Source organism: Paenibacillus sp. JNUCC 35, from assembly GCF_058269095.1.
Window position 1 is genome coordinate 6,153,348 of sequence record NZ_CM177771.1, and the last position, 13,076, is coordinate 6,166,423.

Annotated in this window: 13 protein-coding genes; all 13 read right to left on the reverse strand. The window is 52.4% G+C overall.

From position 1 onward, the window contains the following. Positions 1 to 264 precede the first annotated feature (264 nt). Positions 265 to 1,377: a glycosyltransferase family 4 protein gene (locus tag AC2TF6_RS27835; RefSeq protein WP_009677093.1), complete on the reverse strand. Its 1,113-nt coding sequence runs from the start codon at positions 1,375 to 1,377 to the stop codon at positions 265 to 267. A 117-nt stretch (positions 1,378 to 1,494) separates the two neighbouring features. After that, positions 1,495 to 2,274 (reverse strand): WecB/TagA/CpsF family glycosyltransferase, encoded by a 780-nt coding sequence (locus AC2TF6_RS27840; RefSeq protein WP_491309388.1) that lies wholly within the window; start codon positions 2,272 to 2,274, stop codon positions 1,495 to 1,497. A 15-nt stretch (positions 2,275 to 2,289) separates the two neighbouring features. Next, complete coding sequence (gene csaB, locus AC2TF6_RS27845) at positions 2,290 to 3,438, reverse strand: polysaccharide pyruvyl transferase CsaB (protein WP_491309389.1); 1,149 nt, start codon at positions 3,436 to 3,438, stop codon at positions 2,290 to 2,292. Then, positions 3,402 to 5,465: a DUF5693 family protein gene (locus AC2TF6_RS27850; protein WP_491309390.1), complete on the reverse strand. Its 2,064-nt coding sequence runs from the start codon at positions 5,463 to 5,465 to the stop codon at positions 3,402 to 3,404. The genes csaB and AC2TF6_RS27850 overlap by 37 nt, the downstream gene beginning before the upstream one ends. A 99-nt stretch (positions 5,466 to 5,564) precedes the next feature. Next, complete coding sequence (locus AC2TF6_RS27855; protein ID WP_491309391.1) at positions 5,565 to 7,259, reverse strand: phospho-sugar mutase; 1,695 nt, start codon at positions 7,257 to 7,259, stop codon at positions 5,565 to 5,567. 46 nt (positions 7,260 to 7,305) lie between these two features. Beyond that, positions 7,306 to 7,734, reverse strand: coding sequence for a 3-hydroxyacyl-ACP dehydratase FabZ (fabZ, locus tag AC2TF6_RS27860; RefSeq protein ID WP_009677001.1), 429 nt, complete (start codon positions 7,732 to 7,734; stop codon positions 7,306 to 7,308). 201 nt (positions 7,735 to 7,935) lie between these two features. Further along, positions 7,936 to 8,490 carry a CDP-alcohol phosphatidyltransferase family protein gene (locus tag AC2TF6_RS27865; RefSeq protein ID WP_491309392.1) on the reverse strand — a complete coding sequence of 185 codons (555 nt, stop codon included), beginning with the start codon at positions 8,488 to 8,490 and terminating at the stop codon, positions 7,936 to 7,938. A gap of 116 nt (positions 8,491 to 8,606) precedes the next feature. Further along, positions 8,607 to 8,864 carry a DNA-directed RNA polymerase subunit beta gene (locus AC2TF6_RS27870; RefSeq protein WP_231392080.1) on the reverse strand — a complete coding sequence of 86 codons (258 nt, stop codon included), beginning with the start codon at positions 8,862 to 8,864 and terminating at the stop codon, positions 8,607 to 8,609. 29 nt (positions 8,865 to 8,893) lie between these two features. After that, a complete protein-coding gene (locus AC2TF6_RS27875; RefSeq protein ID WP_370001634.1) occupies positions 8,894 to 9,763 on the reverse strand; it encodes a flagellar hook-basal body protein in 870 nt (289 codons plus the stop codon). 76 nt (positions 9,764 to 9,839) lie between these two features. Further along, complete coding sequence (locus tag AC2TF6_RS27880; RefSeq protein WP_491309393.1) at positions 9,840 to 10,658, reverse strand: flagellar hook-basal body protein; 819 nt, start codon at positions 10,656 to 10,658, stop codon at positions 9,840 to 9,842. Between the two features lie 9 nt (positions 10,659 to 10,667). After that, complete coding sequence (locus AC2TF6_RS27885; RefSeq protein ID WP_491309394.1) at positions 10,668 to 11,669, reverse strand: rod shape-determining protein; 1,002 nt, start codon at positions 11,667 to 11,669, stop codon at positions 10,668 to 10,670. A 167-nt stretch (positions 11,670 to 11,836) separates the two neighbouring features. Further along, positions 11,837 to 12,127, reverse strand: a complete 291-nt coding sequence (gene spoIIID, locus AC2TF6_RS27890; RefSeq protein WP_009676986.1) for a sporulation transcriptional regulator SpoIIID — start codon at positions 12,125 to 12,127, stop codon at positions 11,837 to 11,839. A gap of 199 nt (positions 12,128 to 12,326) precedes the next feature. After that, positions 12,327 to 13,073: a peptidoglycan DD-metalloendopeptidase family protein gene (locus tag AC2TF6_RS27895; RefSeq protein ID WP_491309395.1), complete on the reverse strand. Its 747-nt coding sequence runs from the start codon at positions 13,071 to 13,073 to the stop codon at positions 12,327 to 12,329. Positions 13,074 to 13,076 lie beyond the last annotated feature (3 nt).

Below are 13,076 nucleotides of genomic sequence, written 5' to 3' on the forward strand. Positions count from 1 at the left end.
AAAACTCCTCCTTATATAAATGGATGAAATCTACAAATGGAAACGTACAATCTTGCTGTCTGCGGGCCCCCTTCCGATATTAGGCGAAGCTAATCATGGTGTCCTTTAAACAGTTGTATTTTAAATATCGGCCCGGATCGCCGAAATGTTTAGCCATTTCTCATTTTTTGGAATAAAAAAGGCACAAAAAAACCATTCCACGAATGGAATGGTTAGGTATTTTATTTTATAAGTTCAGTAAAACTGTTGCCGGAATCCGTGCCGTTATTTGGGTAAACGGCTGTTCACGGAAGGTTTAAAGAGCAGCTTCTGGAGAAAGCGGATGACCGGCTTCTGACTGCTGCTGATGATACCGATCGCTTCAGCGCCGACTACAAGTACAAAGAGCAGAATGACAACGATCAAAACCGTCAACCAGGCGGAATCCGTGTAGTTATTCAAAATGATAGCTACCGCGCCGAACATGGCCGCAATTCCGTAAATAATCAGCACCGTAGTGCGGTGGCTGAAACCCAGCTGAAGCAGGCAGTGATGCAGATGGTTCTTATCCGCTTCCGAGATCGGTTTCTTATTGAGAAAACGTCTCATGATCGCAAAGAATGTATCGGACAACGGAACACCCAGAATCATGATAGGTGTCAACAAGGAGAGAACGACGGATACTTTGAACCCGAGTATCGACAGTGTAGCCAAGGCAAAACCGAGGAACAAGGCTCCCGAATCTCCCATAAAAATCTTGGCCGGATGAAAGTTGTAGAACAGAAATCCGGAAATGCTTCCAAGAAGTATCGTACAAAGCAAGATTACGGTAAAAGCATCGCTGAACGGTGTCAGCAGCGCAAGAACCAGAATAGTACCCGTACCGATTCCGGATACACCGGCAGACAGACCATCCAAACCGTCGATCAGGTTCACCGCGTTGGAAACCCCGACGATCCAGAGAACGGTCAGAGGCATGCTCACGTAATCAGGCAGGGAGAAGTGTCCGCCGAACGGGACATTGAATTCATTGATCTTCAGTCCGCATGCCACTACGATACAGGCCGCAACGAATTGTCCGAGAAGCTTCCATCTGGGAGAAAGCTCGAAACGATCATCCAAAGCGCCGGTGAGCACAATAACAAATCCTCCGAGCACCAACGCCAGCGCCGCGTTTCCGTTAACATCGGACAAAGCCGGTGAGATGACAAAGTATGCTCCGACAAAAGCCAAGAAAATCGCAACTCCACCCATACGCGCCATGATTCTCGTATGTACCTTGCGGTGATTCGGTTTATCGATGGCGCCTACCCAGAAGGCAAAACGTTTGACCAGCGGGGTCAACAACAGTGCAAACAGGCAGGATACAACAAAGCCCAGCACATATAATCCATACATAATCGGTTTTTCAACCCCTCTTGTCGCTAGTAACATGTACCGCCGACAAAATTATACTGCTACTTTATAAACATTACCAGTCCTATTTTACACCCAAACAGATGGACAACGCCAATTTCAAAGGTTTTCATCGGTTTTTAACACATTTTCTTTGTCGCGAATCACTTTCCACGCAAATTTAGGCAGAGCCAGCATGCGTCCGAAACGGGACGGTTCCTGAAGCAGGCGGTAAAACCACTCCAGCTTAAGCTTTTGAAAAATCTTGGGTGCACGCTTCAGCTTACCGGCCAAAACGTCAAAACTTCCGCCTACGCCCATTATAACAGGAACGTCCAGGTCCCGCTTGTATTTCGAAATCCAGGGTTCCTGCGTCGAGGAAGAACGGCCGACGAGAAGGATGTCCGGCTGCAGCTGCCGAATGCTGTCCACAACCTGCCGGTCTTCCGCTTCTCCGAAATAACCGTCCCTGAAACCGACGATATCAATGAGAGGATAATCGCGCGCCAGTTTAGCCGCAGCTGCCTGAATTGTATCCGGAGTCGTGCCTAACAGGTAAACTTTCCATCTGCGAGGCTCTCCCGCTCTCATCAACTCATGAATGAGGTCACTACCCGGAACGCGTTCGGCGACAGGCTGTCCGACGTAGCCGGCGGCCCAAACCAGTCCGGCACCATCCGGGACAATCAGCTCCACTCTGCGCATCATCTCCATATAGGCCGGGTCCTCGAGAGCCGACATGATCATAATCGGATTTGCGGTTATGATCTGATGCGGAATACGGGACTCGATCGCTCCCGTCAAGTAGGTGACGGTATCCTTCATGTTCATTTTGGAAACGGGAACGCCGTAGATCCGGACAATCGGCACGCTTGCGCTTGCGTTTGCATTAGCAGTCATTGGTCTTCATCCCTCTTAACGGTAAAATTGTATGATTTGTTGCGCCGGCAGCTGCGCCTCTTTTTTAAGCCGGTCGATGGCGGCTTGCTTGCCGTCCGCCCACTCACGGCGGCCGTCCAGCAGCCGCTCGATTTCGGCGGCTACCGCCGCGGCGTCGAAGCTCTGCGTCGATGCCGCGGCCTTCATTCCGAGCCGGGCGAGGAATTGGTCGATCTTCGGGTCGTAGGACACGCCGACCATGGGCACGAACTGCGAGGCGGCATAGATCAGCGAATGCAGCCTCATGCCGACGAGCACATCGCAGGCGCTCACCTCGGCGAGCATGTCCTGCGGATGAGTGACGCCGCGCACGATGCGGACGTCGCCGCCTTCTCCCGCGGGAGAGAGACGCTCCGCCACATAGGCGGAAGCTTCCTCGTCCGAAGGGAGATGGAACGGCAGAAGCCGCACCTCAATGCGGCGGCTGTCCATCACGGCGCGCAGCGCCTCGGCGAGCGCGTCCAGCTCGGAGCGGTCCGCGTTCCAGAAGCGGACGGATACGCCCACGACGGGAACGCGGCCGGTTTCGCCGCTCGCATCGGCGGCGGTTCCGGCTTTGCCGGAGGCTGCCCCCCCGCGCAGCGGGAGCCCCATGACCGGGTCCGGCACCACGCTGACCGAAGAGGCCGGTACGCCCATGCGCCCGATGAGATCCGCGGATTCCTGGTCGCGGACCGTGATCATGGCGCATTTTTTGAAAGTGGACCGGATCCAGGAAAAGAAGCGCGGATTGTTCACCGGACCGATTCCCTGCGAATAAATAAAGGTCGGTTTACGCATCCACTGGGCCAGTTTGAGGACCAGCAGATAATAAGGAATGGTGCGGGAGCTGGTCGCATCCTGCAGCAGACTTCCGCCGCCGCTGATCAGTCCGTCGGACGATTTGATCGCCCGGAACAAATCCGGCACCTTCATCCGGTGGCAGGTCTCGACTCCGTACATCTCCCTTGTACGCTGGGGATTGGCGGACAGCACAACAGGCTCGATATGGATGCCTGCCGTCTCCCCCTGTTCTTTTAGTGCAAAAAGAATCGATTGCAGAACGGCCTCGTCCCCGCTGTTGTCAAAACCGTAATAGCCCGAAACAACTAACCGTTTGCTCTTGTGCTCGATTTCGCGGCCCATGCTTTCCAACTCCTTGATGCAATTTCCCAGACGGCGATCAGCACGAGTCCGATCATGGCGCCGAATACGATTCCGTACGTAATCCGGATGCCCGAGATCTCAAGCGGCGTGTGCAAATGCGCGAATGTATCCACGATGGACAACTGTCCGACCACACCGATCAGCAGCAAATAAACGGCGTTCCGGTATTTGACCGACAGATAAGCTCCAAGCAGGAAGAGCGGGTGTGCCAACATAAATTCTTTATTCCGCGGGCGAACACCCAGCGTATTTTCCAAGAAGGAGCGGAGATAACGCTCAATCGCTGAAGTTTGACCTTCATTGCCCGTACGCGACAGGTAGTAGTAGATCACTCCGGCCCCCGCGGCTGCAGCAATTATCCAAAGCACGCTAATGTTAGTAAAAAGAAGCTTCTTTACCCGCTCTCCGCGTTCCCGATAGTTTAAGGTTTCCCGGAAGAACAGCAGATAGAGACCGACAATGGCGATTGGCAGCAGGTGCAGAAGGCTGACACCGCGGAACTGCTGGAGTACCAGGAAGTACGAAATATGATTGAGCAAACCGACCAGGTAAACGACTCCGATTAACGAGACCAGTGTCGTTTTAATCAGCAGGCCCAAAGCATAAAGGATTGCTGATTTCGCCTTAGCTGCCCGGCCCGATTGAATGGAGCGGATCGCCTCGATGACTGCGATGCTCGGCGCCGATATCGCACAAGCGAGCGCAAGTCCCTGCGCGTACAGATCCGGCGATTTTAAGAACAACCCCGCCGCTCCTAACAAGCCGATGATAAACAACGCCAGTACGGCTTCGGGAACGAAGTAGCCGACCAACAGAACAATCAGGCTGACACCGCCGATCAGTGTAAAGAACCGGGCGACATTCTGGTAAGCGTTGTACGTGTAGTCGAACTGCTTGGCAGGCTCCACTGTGAAACCGGCGTCTTCGATCCTTTTGATCGCCCCGTCTTTGCCGTTCAGGCTCTCGTACAGGCCATCCAGCGGAGTGAGGATCGCTGCCTTGTCCAGATTCTTGACGGCGCGTCCGTTAAGGAAGATCATCCGAATATTCCGGTCTTTAACCGCCAGCACAAACCGGTCCGCCGTTTGTTGAATACGGGCTTCCTGATCCTCTTGGGTCAGGTTCTCCGTCAGTTTCTCGCCGTCTTTCTCCGTAAAAGAGTGCAGGCGGACGACGTTATAGTCGATATCTTTGGCCAGAGAGCCGAAGCCTTTTTGCGGTTGTTTCAACATCTCGATATTGGCCAGACCCATATCGTACTTTTTGAGCAGAATCCCCATCTTGTGGAGAGTGACCTGTTCAGGATCATCCGAGTATCCCGGGGCATAATCTCCGTCAATGATGATACGACGGGCACCCATTTTGTATAATTTCGCGAGCAGCGCATCCATCTCGTTCGTGACGAATTCACGTTTGTTGCCGAGACGTACCACGATACGGAAGCCTTCATCCTTCATCATTTGAAGTGTAATAGGATCCGGGTCCATCGGCTTCATATTAGCTTCTTCCATGTTCATTTCGATGATCATGCCCGTCTGGTTCTTGAAGCTCCATGGGCTTGTCTTAACACCGAGCTTGTTAAAAGCCGTCTCGATCATCGGTTTGATCTGGGACTCCGATGCCGGATCAGTGAACAGGATATACGTAAAATTTTCGTTCGGCGAGATCGGCTTTTGCGTAAGAGAAGTCGCATCCTTGGAGGAGAACACTTCAATACGTCGGCTCAATCTTAATTCGGAAAGCGTCGATTCGTACACGGAAAGCGATCCGATGCCGGCTTTTTTCATCGCCTGAAGCTGTTCCGATACAAATCCTTGCGGATTCGGCCGCACGTCGGCCATCTCCAATAAGTCGCGATAATCAAACACAAACTCCACTTGATTTGCGGACTTCTCCGTCTGTTCGCGGAAGAAGGCAAGCGGCAGGGAAGCCAGAAGGCCAATAATGACAAGCCACCATAAAAGCTTGCGCAGCATCCGGTTTGCCGCAGTATACCTGTGTACCAATCTGTTCAACTCCGTTTCTTGAATCATGCGTCATTTGTACCCGAAAACCTCTCGGCCCCGGCACCGTATGGATGCAGGGGCCTTGGAGAGGTTCGGCTGTTACTGCTCTACTCTGCCCAGAACGAAGCGCACCAGACCTTCCAGCTGTTTCGCCGCCTCGTCGCCTGTCGTTCCTTTTACCGCAAAGTAGAATTTGATCTTCGGTTCCGTTCCGGAAGGACGGAGGCAGAACCAGGAGCCGTCTTTGAGCTTGAATTTCAATACATTTTCTTTGGGCAGCCCGTTAATGCCGCGGCTGTAATCTTCTACTTCCGCAACCTCCACACCTTCAATGGAAGCCGGCGGGTTGTTTCTCCAGTCTTCCATCATCCGACCGATCTGCTCCACGCCGTCTTTGCCCTTTAGCGTCTTGGACTCCAGCTTCTCCAAGAAGAAGCCGTGCTGGCGGTAAAGCTCCTGCAGAACGTCGTATAGTGTCTTACCCTGACTCTTGTAGTAAGCAGCCGCTTCACAGATCAGCATGGCCGCTACGACCGCGTCTTTATCCCGGGCATAGGTTCCCGCCAGGTAGCCGTAGCTCTCTTCATACCCGAACAAGAATTGATGCTCACCGGTCGATTCGAACTCGGTCATTTTCTCCCCGATGTACTTGAATCCCGTCAGGGTGTTCATGACTTTCGCCCCGTAGCTTTCGGCAATAACGGCTCCCATCTCGCTCGTTACGATGGTCTTGATCACGACGCCGTTAGAAGGCAGCTGTCCGCGTTCTTTTAACGAACCCAACAAATAATTGACGATTATAGCGCCCGATTGGTTTCCCGTGAGTACGAAATATTCGCCTTTATCGTCTTTCACAACTGCGCCCATCCGGTCGGCATCCGGGTCCGTTCCCACGATGATGTCGGCGTCCCACTCTTTGGCGTCTCTCAGAGCCAGCGTGAAAGCTTCCCGCTCTTCCGGGTTAGGCGATTTGACCGTAGAAAAATTGCTGTCCGGCTGCTCCTGTTCCTTCACGACGCGCACCTGCTCGAAACCGATGCGCTTCAGGGCTTCGCGGACCGGTTTGTTGCCCGTCCCGTGCAGCGGGGTGTATACGATACGGAAGTCTCCGCTCGTTTGCTTAATAACATCGGGATGCTGACTCACGGATGTAACGGCCGCATAGTATTTCTCGTCCATCTCTCCGCCCAGCCATTCCAGCAGACCCTTCTCCTCGGCTTCGGTGCGAGAGATTTTGCGGACGCTGTCAAATCCCTCGATCTTCTGGATGTTCGCAAGCACTTGTTCTGCATCGTGCGGCACCAATTGGCCACCGTCGGCGCCATACACCTTATACCCGTTATATTCCGGAGGGTTGTGGCTGGCCGTTACCACGATTCCGGCGGAAGCTTTCAGCTCGCGCACGGCAAAAGAAAGCTCGGGCGTCGGTCGCAGTGACTCGAACACATAGGCCTTCACTCCGTTGCCCGCAAGGACAAGCGCAGCCTCCAAAGCAAATTCCGGCGACTGATGGCGCGAATCATACGCAATCACAACGGAAGGATGAGCTCCTCCGTTTTTCAAAGCGAATTCCGCAAGTGCCTGCGTAGCTTTTCCTACCGTATATAGGTTCATCCGGTTCGTACCCGCGCCGATTACGCCGCGAAGACCGCCGGTTCCGAATTCAAGATCCTTGTAGAAACGATCTTCGATCTCTTTGTCCTGTCCTGCAATGGATTGAAGCTCTTTTTTCGTTTCTTCGTCGATAGACGGGTCCTGCAACCATTTTTCATAAAGATTCTGTACACGAGTCATCGTTCATCGTCCCCTTATTAAAATGATAGGATCTTTTTTTATCCGGTTAGGCGTTTGCCAGCGCAAACATGATTTCACCTTCGGCTACCAGCTCTTCTCCGACTTTAGCGGTCGCCTGGCCTTTGCCTATGGTACCCTTCAAGCGGGTGATTTTCACTTCCAGCGTCAGCGTGTCGCCAGGAGTTACCTGTCTGCGGAATCTGAACCCATCCACACCGGCCAGCAGACCGATTTTCCCGCGGTTGGCTTCCACATTCAAAATCGCAAACGCTCCGACCTGTGCGAGTGCCTCCAAGATAAGAACGCCCGGCATAACCGGATAGCCCGGGAAATGTCCCTGGAAAAAAGGTTCGTTCGCCGTTACGTTTTTGAGGCCCACGGCACGAACGCCGTCCTCTACCTCCAAAATACGGTCTACCAGCAAAAAGGGGTAGCGGTGCGGGATAATCTCCTGAATCTGCTTGTTGTCCAACATTGCAATCTTGCTCCTTCCGACGCTTTCCGTTTGTATATTTTGGTTTGAAACAACTCACACTAACCCTATCCCTTCACCGCTGCAGAAGTGAAGGTTGATATAAGGGAGCGTATTTTGCGGCCACCGAAATGGTCGTGGAATATGCTCTTTTTTTGCTTCCCTATCCTTTATAAACAATTTTTCAAGGTTCGAACAAGGTCTTTACGACCCTTTTTTTACCGGACTTGTCTCTTCCGTACTTAATCGCCTGGTTTTACGGTTTACCGTATTGAACTGGGCCACGTAAATAATAGAGGTGACGAAAGAAAACAAGATGACGGCCGCCAGGTATTCCGTTGCATAAGGAACGTGAAAGAGGATAAGCAGGACAGCCAGGTAGTACAGGACCGTCGTCAGCTTGCCCATGGCGTTGGCTGGAAGCGTTTGTTTGCCGCGGAAATGAAAAAAAGCCGACCCTGCGATCATGCCGATATCCCGGATGAAAAAAGCCACTGCGGCCAGCCAGGGAATCATCCCGGAACTGAGCAGGGAGATGATGACCGCGATCATCATCAATTTATCCGCAAGCGGATCGAGCATAATGCCCATCTGGGTAACCAGATTCCGTTTGCGGGCGATATATCCGTCTGCGATATCAGTTATGCCCGCTAGGACGACAACGAGAAAAGCCAGTTTCGTATAGCCTGCATAGAAAATGTACAGATAGACGGGAATTAGAAAAAAACGGCTTATGGTAAGCAGATTCGGTAAATTCAATCGTCTCTCCCTTTCTACGGCTAAAGCTGGAACAGGCGCGATTCCTCTCATTTTCATTGGTTTCCATTATACCGTTTCTCCGGGCAAAAAGAAAACTCCCTTGCGGGAGCCCACGCTCAGTCTGCAAACACCAAATCGAAGAGATGTTTCCAGGTGCTGATTCTGAATATGTCTAAAGTCGGCTGACCGCCGATTCCTGAATATCCGATCCAAAGCCCGACAATCAAGGCTCCCAAAAAAATGAGCGGAACGCGCAGTTTCTTCAGGACGCGAAGCGCTCCGGCGGATCTTGAAGTCCCTCCCGGTTTGCCCGTGTCCGGTTCTTTAGCCTGCGTAGATGATGCTGTTTCCGTCTCCTTGCTTTCTTCTTCCATGGACACGAGAATCGCCCCTCCTTCACGCATTAGCCGCGCAAGTTGTTAGCGAGCCCCATCATCGTATCCGCCGAGGAGATTGCTCTTGAATTCAATTGGAAAGCACGCTGAATCATAACAAGTTCGGACATTTCCTGCTGCAAATCCACGTTGGACTGCTCCAGGAAGCCCTGCTTGACGGTCACGCCGTCCGTATTGGCCGCGAAAACGTTATTCTGCGCCACGTTCGCCGGAAGACGGAAGTAGTTGCCGTCGGCTTCGCCGAGCAGCTGCGGATTAATGACTTTGACCAGCTTAATCTGGCCGACTTGTCTGCCCGTACTCGCCGGATTGGCTTCGTTGTAAACCACTACCCGCCCCTGCTCGTCCACGCGGACGCGGCTATTCTGCAGGGTCGGATCGGCCGGATCGATCGCGATCTCAATCGGCTGATTGCTGGCCGTGTCCTTTACGAAGTAACCGTCTTTGGTGGCAAGCCCCATGGCTTTGGTCACATTGCCCGTAGCCGGGTCCACTTTGTTATACGCGCTGAGCTTAAGAGCTCCGTCGCGGGTCCAAGCCGGTGTGTTGGAGCCGGGAATGGTCACCTCGAACAGACCGTCCCCTTCGATAGCCAGATCGTACGGCTCATCCGTCGGTTTCAGGCTTCCCTGCGTCATAATATTCTGCAGGCCGACCAGCTTGGCGCCCCAGCCTTGAGGAAACCCGAGAGAAGTCATCCGTCCGGTTTTCATAAAACCTTGCGGCTGATTCATGGTGTTCGTCAGTACATTCTCGAAGCTGGCTTCCTTCTTCTTGTATCCGACGGTATTGACGTTCGCCATGTTGTTCGCCAATACATCCAGCTTCTGCTGCAGGCCCTGCATCGTGACCGATGCGTTAATAATCGAGTTGTTCATTGTGATCTCCTCCAAGCTTTCCGGAGAAAGCTGCTTCGAAAGCATTCCCTGAGAGGGATTTTATCATGCCCACTGCTTATACCCGGCCCACGTCATTTACAAGCTTGTCCATACTGCGGTCATAGAATTGAACCATCTTCTGGTTGGCTTCATAAGCACGGGCTGCCGTCGTCATATCGACCATCGCTTGAGTCGGATCCACATTGGAGCGTTCCACGAAACCCTTGCGGACCTCAACTTGATCTCCCGCCGCCAGCGCCACAACTTGTCCTTCGTCATTCGCGCCGACCGTGAAAAGCCCGTTGCCCTCCGGAAGAAGCACATTCGGATTCTGGACTTTCATTACGAGCGGAATGGGCGGATTGGCCGGATCGTAACGGACTGTCTGGCCGTTAGCCACCACAAGACGATAACCGTCCGCATTGGCAACGAAACCATCCGCATCCACCGTGAATTTGCCGTTGCGCGTATAGTGGCGTTCGCCCGCAACTTGCGGATTCTCGACCACAAACAACGCTTCCGGTTGGTAAACGACCGTACCGTCCGGGCCTACAGCCTTACCGCCGTTGTCGAACTTCAAGCCGTTTACCTGAATATCGGAAACAAGCGCATAATCAAGCGGATTTCCCGTTTGCTGAAGCGGACCCTGCGCCATGAGTCTGGCGGTTTCCTCGGCAAATACGCCCGTATTCATTCTGCCCACATTCACCACGGTACCATCCCCGGCTTCTCCCCCGCGAATACGCGAGATAAGAACTTCCGGAAAGGAACGCGCCGAAGTGGTTTCCTGTTTGAAGCCCGGTGTATTGAGATTGGCAATGTTGTTCGTCACGGTATCGTGTTTACGCTGCTGCATGGTCAAGCCGGATGCCGCCGTGTATAATCCCCTAAGCATGAGTCACCTCTATACGAATTTTCGTTTGGTCACTTTGTCCAGGTTGTCGAGCATAATGCCCGTACCTTTGACGACGCAGTGCATCGGGTCTTCCGCAATCAGAACGGGAACCTTGAGCTCGTCCGCCAGAAGCTGATCCAGACCGTGAAGCATGGCACCGCCACCTGTCAAAATAACCCCTCTATCTATTATATCGGCAGAAAGTTCCGGAGGTGTACGTTCTAATACACTTTTTGCGGCAGTTACGATAGAAGAAATCGGATCCCACAGTGCTTCCTGCACTTCACCGGAACGAATCGTGATCGTCAAAGGAAGACCGGATACCATGTCCCGGCCGCGGATATCCATTTCATTCCGAGTACTGTCGGCTTGTACCGTACCGATTTTGACCTTAATGTCTTCGGAGGTGCGTTCGCCGATCAGCAATTTGTATTTGTTCTTGATGTACTTGGTAATCGCCGTATCAAATTTATCGCCGGCGATCTTAATGGAGGAAGAGGTGACGACATCACCCATGGATAACACGGCCACGTCCGTCGTCCCTCCACCGATATCAACGACCATATTGCCGCTCGGCTGGTAAATATCCATTCCGGCGCCGATTGCAGCGGCTTTCGGTTCTTCTTCCATAAACACTTCGCGTGCGCCGCTGCGTTCAGCCGCTTCCCGAATTGCTTTTTGTTCCACAGAGGTAATGTTGGTAGGCGCACAGATGAGGATGCGAGGATGTGAGTACCAGCTTTTGCCCCCAACTTTGGAAATAAAATGTTTCAACATCGCTTCAGTAATTTCAAAATCGGCGATTACACCTTCGCGGAGCGGGCGAATAGCCACGATGTTACCGGGTGTACGCCCTACCATTCTCCTGGCTTCTTCACCGACCGCTAGAACGCGTTTTGTATCGCTTTCGATCGCCACAACCGAGGGTTCATCGAGCACTACGCCGCGTCCTTTCACATGAATCAAGACGTTCGCAGTGCCCAAATCGATTCCGATATCCTTACTTAACATGAAAAATAATCCTCCCTAAACTAACCGTCCATCCCCATAAACTGAAGCGGTGCTTCGAATAGTATACATATTTTTCATTATAAGCTAATTTCGCAGAAAAAAACAGAAATTCCTCTTTTTTCGGGACAATTTCGACAATTTTCCGGAAGGAAGGGCGGGCTTGGGAGTCAGGATTTAACCGTAACAAGCGGTTCAGCGGATTTGACAGGTTTGGTCTTGCGGTATTTGATTTTGGTCGCTTCCCCTCCCCTAAGATGGCGGATCGATTTGTGGTATTCGAGGATCGTTTTGACCTGATTGGCCAGCTCCGGGTTGATTTCCGGCAGTCTCTCCGTCAAATCCTTGTGCACCGTGCTTTTGGAAACGCCAAACTCCTTCGCTATGGTGCGAACCGTATTTCTCGTCTCAACGATGCAAGTTCCGATCTTAATGGTTCGCTCTTTGATGTAATCGTGCACTCCCCTCGCCTCCCTACTCGGATAGTTTGGTACATTATATGAGGGGTAGGGCCTAATATTCTTTGTTTCCGCCGCTGACAAGCTATTTCCGTCCAATTATTTTGACGGACAAGGTGAAAGCTAGTCCCCCGGACGTTTTCCCTATGCAGGCAAAAAAAAGACGGATAGGGTTTTCCCCATCCGCCGATATGGTAAAGATTTATTGCGGTTTGAATTCCGGAAGCAGCTGCTCCGGCAGCTCGGCCGTGCCGTCTTCCGCCTTGCGCACTTCGAAGTGAAGGTGGACGCCTTGGTCCTTCTCCAGCTCGTTGCGGCCGGCCTGTGCGATAACATCGCCTTGTTTAACGGCGGCCCCTTTGGCTACTTTCACTTCCCCAAGGCTTTGATAAACCGTTACAAGCCCGTTGTCGTGCGTAATCTCGACCAGATTGCCTACGACCGGATTTTTGTCCACCGCGGTTACTTTACCGCTGAGGGCCGCGCTTACATCAAACGCCTGCTTGTCTGCACGGACAAGATCGACGCCCACGTGAGGGGTAATCGTATCTCCGTATTCGATCATCGCCGCTTGCTTGGCTTCATTGCTGCCTTTGCTGTCGTAGGACGGAAGCGAAATCGTTACTTGGCTGCGGTCTTTTACCGGCCATTGAATGCTTTCGGCTTTGGCACCTACGGGAACGGCATTGTCTTTTTTAGCCGTTTCACCAGCAGGTTTATCGGATTGAACGGAATCAGCCGGCGTATTCGTTGCGACCGGTTTCTTAACCGCATCCTGATAGACCCACATTAAGGTTAAGATAATTGCCGCTGCCGCTACATAAGTTGCCGGGAAAACCCACTTTTTGGCCAAAAATCTCTTCCATGCGGAGTTAGGGACATTTCCTGCTCCCGTTACAGTTTGGGGAGCTTCTTCCTTGTTCTGAAACTCTTGTTTACCATCTCTCATATG

What these genes read in the sequence shown, in the direction of transcription:
- AC2TF6_RS27835 (WP_009677093.1), bottom strand. Translation starts at nt 1,377, where the DNA reads ATGTATGGATTATATGTGCTGGGCTTTGTTGTATCCTGCCTGTTTGCA.
- AC2TF6_RS27840 (WP_491309388.1), bottom strand. Translation starts at nt 2,274, where the DNA reads ATGACTGCTAATGCAAACGCAAGCGCAAGCGTGCCGATTGTCCGGATC.
- csaB (WP_491309389.1), bottom strand. Translation starts at nt 3,438, where the DNA reads ATGGGCCGCGAAATCGAGCACAAGAGCAAACGGTTAGTTGTTTCGGGC.
- AC2TF6_RS27855 (WP_491309391.1), bottom strand. Translation starts at nt 7,259, where the DNA reads ATGACTCGTGTACAGAATCTTTATGAAAAATGGTTGCAGGACCCGTCT.
- fabZ (WP_009677001.1), bottom strand. Translation starts at nt 7,734, where the DNA reads ATGTTGGACAACAAGCAGATTCAGGAGATTATCCCGCACCGCTACCCC.
- AC2TF6_RS27870 (WP_231392080.1), bottom strand. Translation starts at nt 8,864, where the DNA reads ATGGAAGAAGAAAGCAAGGAGACGGAAACAGCATCATCTACGCAGGCT.
- AC2TF6_RS27875 (WP_370001634.1), bottom strand. Translation starts at nt 9,763, where the DNA reads ATGAACAACTCGATTATTAACGCATCGGTCACGATGCAGGGCCTGCAG.
- AC2TF6_RS27880 (WP_491309393.1), bottom strand. Translation starts at nt 10,658, where the DNA reads ATGCTTAGGGGATTATACACGGCGGCATCCGGCTTGACCATGCAGCAG.
- AC2TF6_RS27885 (WP_491309394.1), bottom strand. Translation starts at nt 11,669, where the DNA reads ATGTTAAGTAAGGATATCGGAATCGATTTGGGCACTGCGAACGTCTTG.
- AC2TF6_RS27895 (WP_491309395.1), bottom strand. Translation starts at nt 13,073, where the DNA reads ATGAGAGATGGTAAACAAGAGTTTCAGAACAAGGAAGAAGCTCCCCAA.